At 61.9% G+C, this 16,034-nt stretch carries 17 protein-coding genes and 1 pseudogene; 4 read left to right on the top strand and 14 right to left on the bottom strand.

Annotated elements, in window-relative coordinates:
• The 4 genes and pseudogenes from Q1W40_RS02495 to Q1W40_RS02480 all read right to left on the bottom strand — a co-directional run.
• Positions 1–229 (bottom strand): annotated as a pseudogene (locus Q1W40_RS02495) (hypothetical protein); the annotation flags it as partial.
• Positions 230–475: 246 nt separating this feature from the next.
• Positions 476–1,438: a sterol desaturase family protein gene (locus Q1W40_RS02490; RefSeq protein WP_300708530.1), complete on the bottom strand. Its 963-nt coding sequence runs from the start codon at positions 1,436–1,438 to the stop codon at positions 476–478.
• A 4-nt stretch (positions 1,439–1,442) separates the two neighbouring features.
• Complete coding sequence (locus Q1W40_RS02485; RefSeq protein ID WP_300708528.1) at positions 1,443–2,279, bottom strand: polysaccharide deacetylase family protein; 837 nt, start codon at positions 2,277–2,279, stop codon at positions 1,443–1,445.
• Positions 2,263–3,222 (bottom strand): YncE family protein, encoded by a 960-nt coding sequence (locus Q1W40_RS02480; protein WP_300708537.1) that lies wholly within the window; start codon positions 3,220–3,222, stop codon positions 2,263–2,265. Before Q1W40_RS02480 ends, Q1W40_RS02485 begins: the two co-directional genes overlap by 17 nt.
• 85 nt (positions 3,223–3,307) lie before the next feature.
• Between Q1W40_RS02480 and Q1W40_RS02475 the strand changes: the two genes are divergently transcribed.
• Positions 3,308–4,120 carry an alpha/beta hydrolase gene (locus Q1W40_RS02475; RefSeq protein ID WP_300708526.1) on the top strand — a complete coding sequence of 271 codons (813 nt, stop codon included), beginning with the start codon at positions 3,308–3,310 and terminating at the stop codon, positions 4,118–4,120.
• Positions 4,121–4,146: 26 nt separating this feature from the next.
• On the opposite strand, the gene Q1W40_RS02470 is transcribed toward Q1W40_RS02475, so the two are convergent.
• Complete coding sequence (locus Q1W40_RS02470; RefSeq protein ID WP_300708535.1) at positions 4,147–4,866, bottom strand: 16S rRNA pseudouridine(516) synthase; 720 nt, start codon at positions 4,864–4,866, stop codon at positions 4,147–4,149.
• Positions 4,867–4,973: 107 nt separating this feature from the next.
• Here Q1W40_RS02470 and Q1W40_RS02465 point away from each other — a divergent pair, with 107 nt between their 5' ends.
• On the top strand, positions 4,974–5,216 hold the full coding sequence (locus Q1W40_RS02465) for a hypothetical protein (protein WP_300708534.1): 243 nt from the start codon (positions 4,974–4,976) through the stop codon (positions 5,214–5,216).
• A gap of 280 nt (positions 5,217–5,496) precedes the next feature.
• On the opposite strand, the gene ettA is transcribed toward Q1W40_RS02465, so the two are convergent.
• Positions 5,497–7,158 carry an energy-dependent translational throttle protein EttA gene (gene ettA, locus Q1W40_RS02460; RefSeq protein ID WP_300708524.1) on the bottom strand — a complete coding sequence of 554 codons (1,662 nt, stop codon included), beginning with the start codon at positions 7,156–7,158 and terminating at the stop codon, positions 5,497–5,499.
• A 188-nt stretch (positions 7,159–7,346) separates the two neighbouring features.
• The gene (locus Q1W40_RS02455) at positions 7,347–8,030 is read right to left on the bottom strand and encodes a YggS family pyridoxal phosphate-dependent enzyme (RefSeq protein ID WP_300708522.1); all 684 of its coding nucleotides are present in this window, start codon (positions 8,028–8,030) and stop codon (positions 7,347–7,349) included.
• A 108-nt stretch (positions 8,031–8,138) separates the two neighbouring features.
• Here Q1W40_RS02455 and Q1W40_RS02450 point away from each other — a divergent pair, with 108 nt between their 5' ends.
• Entirely contained in the window at positions 8,139–9,044 is a 906-nt protein-coding gene (locus Q1W40_RS02450; RefSeq protein WP_300708520.1) for an NAD(P)-dependent oxidoreductase, read from the top strand.
• 393 nt (positions 9,045–9,437) lie between these two features.
• On the opposite strand, the gene Q1W40_RS02445 is transcribed toward Q1W40_RS02450, so the two are convergent.
• The 3 genes from Q1W40_RS02445 to Q1W40_RS02435 all read right to left on the bottom strand — a co-directional run bounded on the left by Q1W40_RS02445 (position 9,438) and on the right by Q1W40_RS02435 (position 11,115).
• Entirely contained in the window at positions 9,438–10,064 is a 627-nt protein-coding gene (locus Q1W40_RS02445) for a BON domain-containing protein (RefSeq protein WP_300708518.1), read from the bottom strand.
• Positions 10,065–10,649 carry an SIS domain-containing protein gene (locus tag Q1W40_RS02440; RefSeq protein ID WP_300708516.1) on the bottom strand — a complete coding sequence of 195 codons (585 nt, stop codon included), beginning with the start codon at positions 10,647–10,649 and terminating at the stop codon, positions 10,065–10,067. It abuts the gene before it with no gap.
• 76 nt (positions 10,650–10,725) lie between these two features.
• A complete protein-coding gene (locus tag Q1W40_RS02435; RefSeq protein WP_300708514.1) occupies positions 10,726–11,115 on the bottom strand; it encodes a YraN family protein in 390 nt (129 codons plus the stop codon).
• A gap of 14 nt (positions 11,116–11,129) precedes the next feature.
• Here Q1W40_RS02435 and rsmI point away from each other — a divergent pair, with 14 nt between their 5' ends.
• Positions 11,130–12,026 (top strand): 16S rRNA (cytidine(1402)-2'-O)-methyltransferase, encoded by an 897-nt coding sequence (gene rsmI, locus Q1W40_RS02430; RefSeq protein WP_300708532.1) that lies wholly within the window; start codon positions 11,130–11,132, stop codon positions 12,024–12,026.
• Between the two features lie 149 nt (positions 12,027–12,175).
• On the opposite strand, the gene Q1W40_RS02425 is transcribed toward rsmI, so the two are convergent.
• The 4 genes from Q1W40_RS02425 to Q1W40_RS02410 all read right to left on the bottom strand — a co-directional run bounded on the left by Q1W40_RS02425 (position 12,176) and on the right by Q1W40_RS02410 (position 15,941).
• A complete protein-coding gene (locus tag Q1W40_RS02425) occupies positions 12,176–13,081 on the bottom strand; it encodes a DMT family transporter (RefSeq protein WP_300708512.1) in 906 nt (301 codons plus the stop codon).
• 4 nt (positions 13,082–13,085) lie between these two features.
• Positions 13,086–14,087, bottom strand: a complete 1,002-nt coding sequence (locus Q1W40_RS02420; protein WP_300708510.1) for a 2-dehydropantoate 2-reductase — start codon at positions 14,085–14,087, stop codon at positions 13,086–13,088.
• On the bottom strand, positions 14,084–14,872 hold the full coding sequence (locus Q1W40_RS02415; RefSeq protein WP_300708508.1) for a class II aldolase/adducin family protein: 789 nt from the start codon (positions 14,870–14,872) through the stop codon (positions 14,084–14,086). Before Q1W40_RS02415 ends, Q1W40_RS02420 begins: the two co-directional genes overlap by 4 nt.
• 253 nt (positions 14,873–15,125) lie before the next feature.
• Entirely contained in the window at positions 15,126–15,941 is an 816-nt protein-coding gene (locus Q1W40_RS02410) for an HpcH/HpaI aldolase/citrate lyase family protein (protein WP_300708506.1), read from the bottom strand.
• Positions 15,942–16,034 lie beyond the last annotated feature (93 nt).

Raw genomic sequence — 16,034 nt, 5'->3', positions numbered from 1 at the left:
TCTTGAGGTTGGCAAAGCCCACCCCTTCGAGCCAGCGCCAGACGCCTTCAAGCCAGCTGGACGCTTCGAGCCAGCGCTGAACCGTCAAGACCGCCACGTCCCAATACATGTAGCCCAGAAAGCCCGACAAGGCGACGGTCAGGACCAAAGGCAAAAGCGACAAGCCGATGACGCGTGGCATCAGGCAATAGATGGCGGCACGCCAGAAAGAATCGATCAACAACTTCATGGCGCGAAGCTTATCAGCTCACCCACCACTGGACTGCCACGTCGCTTCGCTCCTCGCAGTGACGGCAAGAAAAACACCACCGCACCGCACCGCACCGCACCGCACCGCACCGCACCGCAGCGCAGCGCAGCGCACCGCAGCGCAGCGCACCGCACCGCACCACACCACACCAGAACCAACGCGTCAGAAAAAAACGTCATGGCGAGCGGAGCGTGGCCATCCAGTGATGACTCAGGCCAGTGCGCATCAGGCCCGGCCCAGCAGCCGCAGCAGACCCAGCCGCTGCTGCGCCCAAAAGCCCTGGCCGTAATCGCGGCCTTGCTCGACCTGGTCGCGCACGCCGGTGGCGTCGTAGCGCAGTTGAAAGTCGGCTGTGCCAAACAGCATGTCCCACCAGGGCAAGAGCACGCCAAAGTTGCAGCCACCCAGGACCTTGCGGCCTTCGAAGTCGGATTCGTGGCCAATGCCGATGCTGTGGTGCCTGCGGTGAAAACGCGGGCTGACCCACAAGCGCTCGCCCACACGCCCGAACCACATGCGCACATTGGCGTGCTGGAAGTTCTCGCTCAACTGGCTCACGGCCACCAGCGCCACAAACTGGCCAGGCCCCACGCCCACCAACATGGCCACAGCGGCCAACAGCAAGCTGGTGATGACATCGTCCAGCAGGTGGTTGCGGTTGTCGGACCACATCGTCATTTGCCGCTGCGCATGGTGCAAGGCATGCAGCGCCCACCAGCGTGCCGACTGGTGCTGTGCGCGGTGTAGCCAGTAATGCACAAAATCAAAGAACACCAGGTAAATCACAAAGCTGACCGCCGCCTGGTCGGTCACGCCGGGCCAGACCTGGTCCAGATGCCAAGTGGGCAAACCCCAGGCGCGCAAATGGCCCCAGACGTTTTCAAACCAGGTCTCCAGCGTGAAGAACATCACCAGCTTGAACAGCCCCAGGCGGTGGATCAAGGTGTATAGGATGTCCACCTTGACCGCCCGCGCGTCGGCCATCGGCTCTACCGGCCAGCGTTTTTGCAATGGGCCAATCACCACCAGCATGACCGCGATCTGCAGCAAGCCCACCACCAACCAGCCCGTGCCTTCGTAAGCTTTCTCCAGCAAATTTCCTTGGCCCAGCGCAAAGCCCACAGGCTGCACCAGGGTCTCAAAAAGCCATTGCTGCAAAAAGGCGAATGCATCGGTCAAAGCGTCCATGGCCTCATTGTCCCGAAACAGCATGCCCCGAGAGTGCCAGTGGGTGTTGCGCGATCCAGCTCTTGTACTGAGGGTGCTCGCGCAAGGTGGCAAAGCACATGCCCTTGGCCTTGAGGCCTTCAATCAGCGGCTCCAGCACCGCCGGTGCCCAAGGGTCTTGCCGCGACCAGATGCCCAGATGCGCCATCAATATGTCGCCCGGGCGGATACGGGCCAAAGCCTTTTGCAGCAACTGCGCGTTGGGGAATTTGTCACTGGGCAATTCATCGCCCAGAAAACCCGCATCGGCCCAGCCCACATGCGCAAAGCCGCACTGACGGGCCGCCTGCAACAAAGCGGGCGATGTTTTGCCGCCCGGTGCCCGAAACAGCGGCAAAGGCCGCTGACCGGTGATGTCTTGTAAGCGCTGAGCGGCCTGGCGCAAATTGGCGCAATACTGCGCGGCCGTCCAAGTGAGGTTTTGCCCAGCCTGAGCGCCCGAGCTGGGGCGAATCTGAAAGCGCCCAGCGTCAGCGCCCTTCAGGTCGGCCCGCCAATACGCGTGATCCCACGTGTGCGATGCAAAGGCATGGCCTTCGGCAGCGCGCTCGCGCCACCAAGGGGCCCAGTGCTGGCCCAAAGTGCCATCGCCCTGCTGGGTTTTTTCTTGCGCTGCAAAGAAGGTGACCTTCACTTGCTGGCGTTGCAGCACCTGAGCGATCAGGGGCGCCACGCCCATGTGGCCGGTGTCCAAGGTCAGGTAAACCGGCTGAGGGCAAGCTGCGGTTTGCGCCGCAGCCCACTGAGCGACTGCGGTCAAACCGCAGATGACCAAGGTGCGAAGCTTATTGGCGTGGCGCATGGTCCAAAGTCCACACCCCGTGCGGCGACTTGCCCACAGGCACCTGCTTGACCACTTTGCGCGAAGCGATGTCGATCACGGTCAATTTACGGGCCCAACGCGAGGCCAACAAAATGAATTTGCCATCGGCCGTGATGTCCATACAGTCCGGACCGGAAGGTCCTGGAAACTCGGCCACCACCTGCAAGCTGGTGTAGTCGATCTGGCTGATCGTGTTGGCCACGCGGTTGCTCACCAGCACATGCTTGCGGTCGCCCAAAGCCCGAAACGCATGCGCGCCCTTGCCTGTGGGCAGCTTCTTCACCAAGCGCGGCTGCGGACCCGAGATGTCGTACACCTCCACCCCGTCGCTGGCGGTCAGGCCCACCAGCAGCAATTTGTCGTCCGGCGTGCCAAACACATCGGCAGGCATGGGGCCCACGGCGGTGCGCGACTTCACCGTCTGCGTGGCCAGATCCACCGACAACAGCTCATTGCTGTCCTGGATCGATGCCCACACCGTGGTGCTCTTGCTGTCGATCCACAAATGGCTGGGCGTCTTGCCGGTCTGGATGCGCTTGGACAAAACAGCGTTGTGACCGTCCCAGCGGTAAATGTCCACATGGTTCAAGCGGTTGGCGGCGGTGACGAACCACTTCATGTCGGGCGAAAAACGCAGCTGGTAAGGGTCCAAAATGCCCGTCACCGTGCGCTGGATCTGCGCCGTGCGCGGGTCGATGAACGTGAGCGAATCGCTCAGCGCATTGGCCACGATGACCGACTTCTCGTCCGGCGTGAGGTACAGGTGGTGCGGCTCTTTGCCCGTGGGGATGCGTTTTTGCTCCGTCCAGCTGACCGGGTCGATCACGCTGACATTGCCATCCAGAGAATTGAGCACAAATACGGGTGCTGGCGCGGCAGCCCAAGCGCTCAATTGGGTCAAACAAAAGAGCCACAGACCCAAGGTACGGAAAAATCGGTTCAAGACAATCACGCGGTAAGCTTTCAAGTAACCTTTGAGTGTAATCGCCCCTCGAGAAAGACAATTGATGCAAACCAGCTCTTTGCGCCCCCTGAGTGTTCTGGGCACACGCCTGGAGGTGCAACACATCCAGCCGGAAGTGCCTTCATCCGGGCCCACACTGGTGTTTTTGCACGAAGGCTTGGGCAGCGTGGCCCTTTGGCGCGACTGGCCCGCCCGCCTGTGCGCCCAACTTGGCCTGCCGGGACTGGTCTATTCACGCCAAGGCTATGGCCAGTCTGATGCCACGCCCGACGTGCGCGGCCCCTCACGCACCGACAACAGCCAACGCCATGGTCGCCTCTTGCCCGATTACATGCACCGCGAGGCGCTGGAGGTTTTGCCCGCCTTGTTGCAAGCCTTGGGCATCGAGCGCCCTCTGCTTGTGGGCCACTCGGACGGCGGCACGATCGCCCTGCTCCACGCCAGCCAACACCCGGTGGCCGGCTGCATCGTCATGGCGCCCCATGTGATGGTGGAAGACATCTCGGTGCAAGCCATCACCACGGCACGCCAGGCCTATGAACACGGCCCGCTGCGCCAACGGCTGGCACCTTTTCATGCCGATGTGGACTGCGCCTTCTGGCAGTGGAACGAGGTCTGGCTCAGCGACGCCTTCCGAACATTCGACATCCGCCCCGAACTGCACACCATCACCGCGCCCTTGCTGGCGATACAAGGTGAAGACGACCCCTACGGCACGATGGCGCAAATCGACGACATCGCCGGGGCCGTGCCGCAAGCGCAACTGCTGAAACTGCCCGCCTGCGGGCATTCACCGCATCGGGATCAGCCTGCAGCAGTAGAACAGGCCGTGCGAACCTGGATGAGCGAACTGTAGGTCGGCGGCTTCAGCCTGCAGAGCACTCAAGGCTTGAGCAAAGCCAAATCGTCTTCGCTCAACCACCGCCATTGCCCAGGCGCGAGATCGTTCAAAACCAGCCCGCCAATTTGCGAACGGTGCAAACCTTCGACCCGGTTGCCCACCGCCGCCAGCATGCGTTTGACCTGGTGGTATTTGCCTTCGGTCAGGGTCAGCTTGAGGTGCAACTCGCCCACGGCCTCACAAGCTGCGGCTTTGACGGGCTTGGGGTCATCGTCCAGCACCACGCCGCTCAACAGCTTTTGCACCATCTCGGACGTGATCGGGTGTTTGGTGGTGACCTCGTACACCTTGGGCACATGGTGCTTGGGTGAACTCATCTTGTGGATGAACTTGCCGTCATCGGTCAGCAGCAGCAATCCCGTGGTGTCCTGGTCCAACCTGCCCACCGCCTGCACGCCTTGCACGGCGGCTTTTTGCGGGCGCTGGCGCAAGGGCGCGGGCAGCAAGGTGTAGATGCTCGGCCAAGTCGATGGCTTTTGCGAACACTCGGTGCCTGCGGGCTTGTTCAGCAGCACATAGGCGTGTTCTTTGAACGGCCAATCGGTGCCCTGCACATTGAACATCAAACCTTCAGGTTCAAAGAACTCACCCGCATCGGTGACCACCTCACCGGCCACCTTGACGTAGCCTTGCTGAACGAGACCGGCACACACACGACGCGTGCCAAAACCCTGGCTGAACAAAATGTCTTCCAGGCGCATGGGTTTGAGGGATTTGGCTTTCATGGGGCATGATTGTCGCCTCGAAATGCCACAGACTTTGCAGGAGCCCCATGACGATGAGCGCAGCACTCGACACTTTGACCCGCATGAATAACACGCTCACGGCCTGCGTGCAGGGCACGGTGTCCCAAAACGTGTTGATCCAACAATGGCGGAGCGATGCAGCCCTGTTGGCCTTGCCTGAAAAATTCGGCGTGGTGCTGAGCAATCTGCTCGACCGCCTGGAATCCAGCGCCCTGTTCAGCGAAGAAAGCTGCTCGTTCAGCCAGAAGGACTTGCTGGGCGGCCTGCAGCTCTGGCTAGAGAAGGCCCAACAAGCATCACGTTAAGCGCCCTCCGGTCTCAGGCCCGTCATCCATTGTGACCTCGGGCTTTAACCCGTCATCCCGGACCTGATCTGTCATCCCGGACCTGATCTGTCATCCCGGACTTGATCCGGGATCCATCTCAGACACCACCACCCTAACCACGCCACAAGCTGCCCTGCAGCAGCATGGACCCCGGGTCTTCGCCCGGGGTGACAGGCTGGATGTGCCGCGATTCTTGATGATCAAGGACTCCAACGACAAGGGGCCCCGAAGGGCCCCTGGTTTTGTGCAAAGCAGCTGATTACTTCAAAGCCTTGAAGCGCACGCGCTTGGGCTTGGCGCCCTCTTCGCCCAAACGTTTTTTCTTGTCGGCTTCGTATTCCTGGTAGTTGCCGTCAAAGAACACCCACTGGCTGTCGCCTTCGGCGGCCAGGATGTGGGTGGCAATGCGGTCCAGGAACCAGCGGTCGTGGCTGATGACCATGACGGAACCGGCAAACTCCAGCAGCGCGTCTTCCAGCGCACGCAAGGTTTCCACGTCCAGGTCGTTGGAGGGTTCGTCCAGCAGCAACACGTTGCCGCCTTCGATCAGCGTCTTGGCCAGGTGCAAACGGCCGCGCTCACCGCCCGACAGCATGCCGACCTTCTTTTGCTGGTCGCCACCGTTGAAGTTAAAACGTCCGCAATACGCGCGGCTGGCCATCTGGAACTTGCCCACGTTGATGATGTCCAGACCGCCCGACACGTCTTCCCAGACGGTCTTGTTGTTGTCCAGGTCATCGCGGTTCTGGTCCACAAAGGCCATCTTCACGGTCTGGCCGATCTTGACTTCACCGCTGTCAGGTTGCTCGCGGCCCGAGATCAGCTTGAACAGGGTCGATTTACCCGCGCCGTTGGGGCCGATGATGCCGACGATGGCGCCCGCAGGCACCTTGAAGCTCAGGTTGTCGATCAGCATGCGGTCGCCAAAGGACTTGCTGACGTTCTTGAACTCGAACACTTCGTTGCCCAGACGCTCGGCCACAGGGATGAAGATTTCCTGGGTTTCGTTGCGCTGCTGGTATTCGTAATCGCTCAACTCTTCGAAGCGGGCCAGACGGGCCTTGCTCTTGGCTTGACGGCCCTTGGGGTTGGCGCGGGCCCACTCCAGTTCCTTCTTCATGGCCTTGGTGCGGGCGTCTTCGGTGCGCTGCTCCTGCTCCAGGCGGGCTTCTTTTTGCTCCAGCCAGGTAGAGTAGTTGCCCTTGTAGGGGATGCCGTGGCCACGGTCGAGTTCCAAAATCCACTCGGCGGCGTTGTCCAGGAAGTAACGGTCGTGGGTGATGGCCACCACGGTGCCCGAGAAGCGCGACAGGAACTGCTCCAGCCAGTCCACCGATTCGGCGTCCAAGTGGTTGGTCGGCTCGTCGAGCAACAGCATGTCGGGGCGCGACAGCAGCAAGCGGCACAAGGCCACGCGGCGCTTTTCACCTCCGGACAAGTTGCCGATCACGGCGTCCCATGGGGGCAAGCGCAGCGCGTCGGCCGCGATTTCGAGCTGGTGGTCAGAGGCGTCACCGGCCGTAGCAATGATCGCTTCGAGCTTGGCCTGCTCAGCGGCCAGCGCGTCAAAGTCGGCGTCTTCTTCGGCGTAGGCGGCATACACCTCTTCGAGGCGGGCCTGTGCGGCCTTGATTTCGCCCATGCCGTTTTCCACCGACTGGCGCACAGTTTCAGTGGGGTCGAGCTGGGGCTCTTGCGGCAAGTACCCGATCTTCAGGCCCGACATGGGGATGGCTTCGCCCTCGATCTCCTTGTCGATACCGGCCATGATCTTGAGCAAAGTGGACTTGCCCGAGCCGTTGGTGCCCAGCACGCCGATCTTGGCGCCGGGGAAGAAAGACAGCGAAATGTCTTTGAGAATCTGACGCTTGGGCGGCACGATCTTGCCGACCCGGTTCATAGAGAAAACGTATTGAGCCATGGTGTAACCTGAGTGAAATAGCGCGGGCTTGCCTCTGTGAGGTCAAGCGCCAAGTCCGCCGATCTGAACACCAGATCGGGGCTGTGCAACCCGGCATTATCCCAGCAGAAGCCCCCAAGCGGCCAATCTGATCGTGCACAAGGCCAATCTGGACTGAAAAATGCCCAAGACCACCTGGGCTTCGCGCCTCAACGCCGGCCGAAAATCGCCGTACCCACCCGCACCAGGGTGCTGCCTTCGGCGATGGCGGGGGCCATGTCGGCCGACATGCCCATCGACAAAGTGTCCAGCGCCAGCCCCTGCGTGATCAGGGATTCCAGCAACAACCGCGCCTGACGGTGCACCGCACGGGCAGCCGCCTCAGACTCGGCAGGCTCGGGGATGGTCATGAGGCCTCGCAGCTGCATGTTGGGCAAAGCCGCCACCGCCTGAGCCAGCGCTGGCAAGTCTTGTGGGCTCACGCCCGATTTGGTTTCGCCGCCGTCGACATTGACCTGAATGCACACCTGCAAGGGTGGCAAGTGGGCCGGCCGCTGCTCCGACAGGCGCTGGGCGATCTTCAGGCGGTCGATGCTGTGCACCCAGTCAAAGTGCTCGGCCACCAGGCGGGTCTTGTTGCTCTGGATGGGTCCAATGCAATGCCACTCCAGGGGCAAATCGCGCAAAGCGGTGATCTTGTCCACCGCTTCCTGGATGTAGTTTTCGCCAAAGGCGGTTTGCCCGGCGGCATGGGCCTGGCGCACCGCATCGGGCCCCCAGGTCTTGGAGACGGCCAGCAAGCGCACGCTGGCCTCGGGGCGCCCTGCGGCCAGGCAAGCGGCCTGCATCTGCGCATGCACTTGCGCCAAATTGTCTGCAATCGAAGCGTTCATGGCCTCAAGGGTACCAAACGCCATGTCGCCCAATACACACGCCTCCTGCGGGGTTGGTTGCAGGACTGCTAAATTAGCGGCCTATCTTTTTCACCCCGAGACACATCCATGAGCCAAATCGCCGACAAGACCTACGAAACGACACCCGCCCGCCAAGTGGCCTTTTTGGGCCTGGGCGTGATGGGTTATCCCATGGCCGGGCACCTGGCCCGTGCCGGTCACCACGTCACCGTCTACAACCGCAGCGCCGCCAAAGCCAGCGCCTGGCTGGCCGAGTGCCCTGGCAACGCCAGCGCCCCCACCCCGCGCGAAGCCGCTGCGAATGCCGACATCGTGTTCGCCTGCGTGGGCAACGATGCCGACCTGCGCAGCGTGGTCTTAGGGCCAGACGGCGCGTTCGCTGGCATGAAGCCCGGCGCCATCTTTGTGGACCACACCACCGCCTCGGCCGAGGTAGCCCGCGAGCTGTTTGGCGAAGCCCAAAAGCTGGGCCTGCACTTTGTGGATGCGCCTGTCTCGGGCGGCCAGGGCGGCGCGCAAAACGGCGTGCTCACGGTCATGTGTGGTGGCGATCAAGCGGCATTCGACAACGTGCGCCCTGCCGCCATGGCCTTCTCGCGTGCCTTCACCCTGCTGGGCGAATCGGGCGCTGGCCAGCTGGCCAAGATGGTCAACCAGATCTGCATTGCCGGCTTGGTGCAAGGCCTGTCCGAAGCCGTGGCCTTTGGTCAAGCCGCTGGTCTGGACATGCACCAGGTGCTGGACGTGATCGGCAAAGGCGCCGCCCAAAGCTGGCAAATGGACAACCGTGGCAAAACCATGGCCGATGACAAATTTGACTTCGGCTTTGCCGTGGACTGGATGCGCAAAGACCTGGGCCTGGTGCTCGACGAAGCCAAGCGCAACGGCGCCCGCTTGCCCGTGACCGCGCTGGTCGACCAGTTCTATGCTGATGTGCAGAAAATGGGCGGCGGCCGCTGGGACACCTCCAGCCTGATCCGCCGTCTGCGCTGAGCTGCCAGACTTGTCATGACCACTGAACGTCATGGCCATTGCCTGTCATGAATACGGCCTGTCATGAACACTCAATGTCATGGCATTGCCTGTCATACCGGACTTGATCCGGTATCCATGACCCACTTCCGACGATGGCCAAGGGCAGCGCTGCACAGTGGATCCCGGGTCTTCGCCCGGGATGACAAAAATCCCAGGACCATTCAAAGACCGCCGCCTCGGCGTATTTAAAGACATCCGTCTCGGCGTGTTGAAAGACCGTCATACCGGACTTGATCCGGTATCCACGACCGGATAAACCAGACAGCCCCGGATCAATTCTGGGCTGACTCATCCGAAGCGGGCATGAAAAAAGCGGCCAAGGCCGCTTTTTTCATGGGGCGCTGAGCAAGCTCACTTGGACATGGGTGGTTGGCTCAGCCGCTGCAATTCAGCCTCAGAGATTTCTTCAAACACACGCACCACCTTGGCCACACCACCGACGCTGCGGGCGATGTCGGTTGCGCGCTTGGCTTCGCGGGCAGTCACGCGGCCCATCAGGTAGACGATGCCGCGCTCTGTCACCACTTTGATGGCGTTGACTTGCAGGTCTTTGGCGTCCAAAAAGCCTGCCTTGACCTGACCGGTGATGACCGTGTCCTTGGAGCGCTGGCTCAGGCTGCTGGGCAAGGTCACGGCCAAATCATTGACCACGGTGCGCACATTTTCCTGACTTTGGGCCAGCTTCTCTGCACGCTCTTTGAGTGCTTGCGTGCGCACTTCACCGGTCAACAAGGCCTGCTTGTTGTAGCTGGTCACGTTCAGGTGAACGCTGTCGCCCAGCTCTTGACGAATGGCGCTGCCCACTTTGATCTCGATGCCTTCGTCCTCGACTTGTGAACCCGTGGTACGGCGATCGGTCGCCACCACCCCCGTCATGACTGCGCCACCCAAAAGCAAGGGCGCACAAGCCGACAAACCCGACAGGGCCAATGCAGCCAAAGTGCTCGTCAAAACCAAGGATTGAAGATTGCGTTTCATTTAAACAGGCTCCTGTTCACCCAACAACTGGGTGTCTATTCCATCACACAAACAGTGCAGCACCAGGTGCTGCACTTCGCGAATTCGCGCCACACGCTCATGAGGCACGCACACATGCACATCGGTCTCGCGCAGCTGGCGCCCCAAAAGACCGCCGTTGTGGCCCGTCAAAGCCAGCACGGTCATCTCGCGCTCGTGGGCCGCTTGCACGGCTTCGACCAAAGCATGTTCCTCACCGTCGGCACTGATCAAGACCAGCACATCACCGGTCTGCCCCAAAGCACGCACCTGAAGCGCCAAGGCCCGACCATCGGGCCAGGCCGAGGCCATCATCCCGTCCGAGGCCAGCGCCATGGCGGCCAAGCCGGGCCGACCGCGCTCAAAGCCACCCACCAACAACAAGGCCAGGTACTGGGCCATGGCCGACGAGGCGCCCATGCCCGCCGTCAAAACTTTGCCACCACCGGTCACGCAAGCGAGCACCGCCTGGACGGCCGCATCCACCGGCTTGGCCAAAGCCTCGGCCACTTGGTAGTGCAGGTCGGCACTGTCGATGAAATGCTGTTGAATGCGCAGGTCTAACATGGCTGGGGATGATAACCGCCCGGCCGCACTTTTTTGATGCATTTCCCCTGATTGAAGCTGGCTTGCGCAGCTTCAATCAGGCCGCATCGAAAGCCGCTGGCAACCACTGAGGTCCTTGTGCCTCAATCGTGACCACATCAAAGCGGGTCGGCGGCAAACGCCGCCAACGCAGCAGGTAGTGGTTTGCCGCAAACACGATGCGCCTTTGCTTTTGGAAACTCACACTGGCCGCTGCGCCGCCAAAGTCGCTGCGGCTGCGTTTTCGCACCTCCACAAACACCACCGTACCGTCGGGCGTTTGCATGATCAGGTCGATTTCGCCGCCGCCACGCCCGGGCGTCCGATAATTGCGCTGCAGCAAGCGCAAACCGCGCTCTTGCAAATAGGCCAGCGCCTCGTCTTCGCCCGCATCACCCCGGGCCTTGGTGGTGGCGCTGCGCACCGTGTCTTTTTTGAGGAATTGCATTGACTCCGTCTCCCTTGTCTGCATCGTTCGCCCCAGCCCTTGCCGCCGCGAATGACGCTGCCGGACAGCAAAACCACCCGGTCAGCACACTGTATGTCGTGGCCACCCCGATTGGCAACCTGGCCGACATCAGCCTGCGCGCCTTGCATGTGCTGCAAAAGGTCGACGTCATCGCCTGCGAAGACACCCGCCACACCCAGCAGATGTTGCGCGCCTACGGCATTGACCGCCCGGGCGCCCAATTGCTGGCGGTGCACCAACACAACGAGGCCGAAGCCGCGCAAACCGTGATCGCGCGCCTGGCCCAGGGCGAACGCGTGGCCTATGTGAGCGATGCGGGTACCCCCGCCATCAGCGACCCGGGCGCACGCCTGGCGGCGGCTGTGCGGCAGGCCGGTTACCGCGTCTTGCCCCTGCCCGGCGCCAGCAGCGTGATCACGGTGCTGAGTGCCTCTGGCATGACCGGGGACGGTGGTTTTGTCTTCAGCGGCTTTTTGCCCAGCAAAGCGGGTGAACGCCAACACGCTGTGCAAGCCCTGGCGCAAGAAACCCGCGCTGTGGTACTGCTCGAAGCCCCGCACCGCATCGAGGCGCTGGCCCAGGCGCTGGCGGTGCTGGGAGAGCGGCGCATCACCGTGGGACGGGAGCTGACCAAGCAGTTCGAGCAGATTGAGACCGTGGAGGCACAAGACTTTGCGGCCTGGTTGGCTGAAAAACCGGACCGTCAGCGCGGTGAGTTCGCTTTGGTGGTGCACGACGAACCGGTCGCCCAGACCAGCGGCGAAGGCTTGCGGGTGCTGCAGCTGCTGCTGCCCGAACTGCCTTTGAAAACCGCCGTCAAGCTGGCGGCCGAGATCACGGGTGAGTCGAAGAACGCGCTGTACGAGCAGGCTTTGGCATTGAAAAAATAAGGCGGGTGGGGATCACGCACATGGACCCTGGATCCAGTCCGGGGGGACAGGCTGCACACTAACTGGCCATCATTGCACTGCCCCACTCAGCCACGCACTGCCATCAAAGCTTGTCATCCCGGGCTTGACCCGGGATCCATGAACCAGGCCTAGCGCTTGCGCAAGCCCAGCCACATGACGGTGGACACCACCACCAAGGCGCCCACCAGCTGCATGGGCGCGATCGATTGACCCAACAAGGCCCAAGCCAGCACCAACGCAAACACCGGCTCCACGTTCATGATGGCCGAGTTGCCCACCACGCCCAGCTTGGGCAGAACCATGAACATGATGGTGAAGGCCGTGCCGTACAAGAAGCACAACATGCCCAAACCCCACCAGCCGGGCTGGGCTGTGGGCAGGTGAAAGCCGCCTTGCGACATGGCGGCGGTGATCGAAAAAATGGCGACCAGGCCCATGGTCGAAAAGGTGCGCAGCCGACCGTCCAGGCCGCCCGCTTCGTGCTCCATCAACACCATGGCCAAACCAAAAGTGGCCGAAGCCGCCAAGGCAAAAGCGATGCCCACCCCGATCTGGCCCCAATGCGCTGCCGCCCCCAAACCCGATGCGGCGCCGAACACATCGAGCGCCAGCGCCAGCCCCACCAGCATCAAGGGCATGGCCATGAGCACAGCACGATCAGCCTTATGGCCATACAAAACACGGGCCCAAAAAGCGGTGGTCAGCGGATAGGTGTTGAAGGCCAGCAAAGCCAGCGCCACCGGCAAGCGGGCCACCGACGAATACAGACACACGCTTTGCACCGCGATCAGAGCGCCGATGGTCAACAGAAATTTCTTTTGCCGCAGCGTGGTGGCCAAGGACACCTTTTGTTGCCAGAGCACAAAACCCACCACCAAGGCCGTGACGAAGCTGCGCGCGCTGACGGCGGTGACCACATCCACGCCGTTGTTGAAGGCCAAACGGGCCGCCACATGGTTGGCCCCCATCATGAATGCGATCAAGAGCAGTGTGGCAAAAGCGGTGCCCGTCAGGGCTTTGCGTGCGGTCGTCATGGTTTCATTGTGCGGGGTACAGCCCCAGCCCCCTGGCATGCAGGCGACTCAGGCCCAAGAGCGCATCGGTGAAAGGTGTGGCCACCTGCGTGAGCTGACCCAGCTCGCGCACCGCGCTGACCAAGGCGTCCAGCTCCACCGGCTTGCCCGCTTGCACATCTTGCAACATGGAGGTCTTGAACGCACCCAGCTTGCGCGTCATGGCATGGCGGTCTTCGGGGGCTTGCGCAATCGGAATGCCGATGCGCTCGCCAATGGCTTTGGCCTCCAGCATCACCTGCGAGATGAAGCCGCGCACCAGCTCGTCGTCGAGGATGCGGTCGGTGGTGGCCCCGGTGATGGCGCTGACCGGGTTGACCGTCATGTTGCCCCAGAGCTTGTACCAAATGTCTTTTTGAATTTGCGGCGACAGCGTGGCGTTGAAGCCCGCTTGTTGCAGCAAGGCGTGCAAGGCTTGCACGCGATCTGAGCTCTCGCCCGAAGGTTCGCCCACGATCAGCCCATCGCCAAAGTGGTGGCGGATCACGCCGGGTGCATCGACCGAGCAGCTCGCATGCACCACACAGCCGATGATGTGCTGGGCAGGCAAGGCTTGGGCAATCGCGCCATCGGGGTCCACCGAGCTGAGCGAGCGGCCTGCGACCGGCCCGCCAAAGCCCTGCAAGAACCACCAAGGCACGCCGTTCATGGCTGTGAGCACCACGGTGTTCGGGCCGATCAGCGGCCCCACCTGCGCGGCCACCGAGGCCAATGCCGGGGCCTTGACCGAAATGACCACCAGGTCCTGCACCCCGAGGGTGGCCGCGTCACTGGATGCGCTCACGGGCACGGTGTGCAGCGTGCCGCCTTGGTGCATTTGCAAACCGCTCTTTTGCAGGGCTTGCAACGTATCCCCACGCGCCAGCACGCTGACCTGCGCACCCGCTTGGGCCAAGTGCATGCCCATCCAGCCGCCAATGGCGCCTGCGCCGACGATGGCCACTTTCTTGAACTGGACCTCGCTCATGCGCGCCACCCACTGTCGATGCGGTCCATCTGACGCACCAGCGCTTCAAAAACGTCTTGCCCAGCGCCATGGTTGGGATTGAACTGCAAGGCATCGCGCGTGCATTTGGCCGCAATCGGCTCGGGTACCGGGATCGGCTGGCCCATGCTTTGCGTCGCCAGCTGGATCTCGCAGGCACGTTGCAGTGTCCACAAGATCGCAAAGGTCTGCGGCAGCGTTTGCCCCCAGGACAGCAGACCGTGATTGCGCAAGATCACAGCTGGTTTGTTGCCGATGCTCTGCAGCACACGCGGCCCTTCTTCAGCATGGATGGTGATGCCCTCAAAGTCGTGGTACGCCACCATGTCGTGCAGCTGCGCCGAATAAAAATTGCTTTGCGAGAGGCCACCTTGCAGACACGCAACCGCCACGCCTGCCGTGGTGTGGGTGTGCATCACGCAGTGCGCACCCTCGATGCCGCCGTGCAGCGTGGCGTGCACCACGAAACCCGCCGGGTTCACCTTGTACGGCGAGCCGTCCAACACCTCGCCTTGCATGTTGATCTTGACCAGGTTGCTGGCGGTGACTTCGGAGTAATGCAAGCCAAAGGGGTTGATGAGGAAATGCTTTTCACCACCGGTCACGCTGTCGGGCAGGCGCAGCGTGATGTGGTTGTAGATCATCTCGGTCCAGCCGAGCATGGCAAACACGCGGTAGCAGGCGGCCAGCTGCAAACGTGCCTGCCACTCGTCGGGATGCACTTGCGCTTGCAGTGAAGGCACCACCGCTTGGGGTGTGGGGAACATGTCGGATCTCCTTGTGTTTTTGAACGTCACCAGAATTTGAGCTTTGCCTTCATCACCCTGGACTTGTGCTTGTGCTTGTGCTTGTGCTTGTGCTTGTGCTTTGGCTTTGGCTTTGGCTTTGGCTTTGGCTTTGTCACCCCGGACTTGATCCGGGGTCCATGTGTCACTGCGCCTGCACTGGATGCCGGATCGAGTCCTGCATGACCAACAGTTGCGATTGATCCGGCTCAGGTTTGTTGGGCTCAGATCCCCATCAATAGGTCGCACCTTGGGTGGGCGCCACAGCGGTAATGGCCGATTTGAAATGCGCCGCCAGATCGGCAGTCTGGCGCATCAGGATTTGCGTATCGAGGCCCACGGCCACGAACACCGCACCCAGCTGCAGGTACTGCGCGGCCAATTGCCGGTCGGGCGTGAGGATGCCGGGCGCCTTGCCAGCCTTAAGGATGCGGGCAATCGCATCGGCAATCGCCGCCTGAACATCGGGGTGGGCCGCATTGCCCACATGGCCCATGCTGGCCGAAAGGTCGGCCGGGCCGATGAACACGCCGTCCACACCGGGCGTGGCGACGATCGCGTCGAGGTTCTTCAGCGCCTCACGCGACTCTACCTGTACCAGCAAGCAAACTTCTTCGTTGGCGCGCTTGAAGTAGTCGGTGTAGTGGCCCCAGCGCGAAGCCCGCGCCCCGGCCATGCCACGCACGCCGCCTTGGCCATCGTCCTGGGGGTAACGCATGGCTTGCACCAGCTGCGCGGCCTGCTCGGCCGTGTCGACCATGGGCACCAGGATGTTTTGCGCGCCGAGGTCCAGGTATTGTTTGATGAGCGCCGTCTCACCCACGGGCACGCGGCACACCGCATGGCTGCCGGGGTATGCGGCCAGCGTTTGAAGTTGCGCCTGGATGCTGCGCAGGTCGTTGGGGGCGTGTTCACCGTCGATGACGAGCCAGTCGAATCCGGCCAGGGCGCAGATTTCGGCGGTGTAGGCACTGGCCAGCCCCATCCACAGGCCGATCTGGGGGCGCTTGTCTTTCAGGGCTTGTTTGAAAAGGTTCGCAGGGGTGTTCATGGTTCAGTTCCTCTTTTTAAAGGTGCCAAGGATTACAGGCTGTCGGTGCCGGGGTGGCGGTTTGGGCGATGTGGCAAAGCGAAGCGCCTCTGA

It is taken from the genome of Limnohabitans sp., assembly GCF_030158565.1.
Lineage (GTDB): Bacteria > Pseudomonadota > Gammaproteobacteria > Burkholderiales > Burkholderiaceae_C > Limnohabitans_A.
This window is presented reverse-complemented; position numbering and strand designations above follow the sequence as displayed.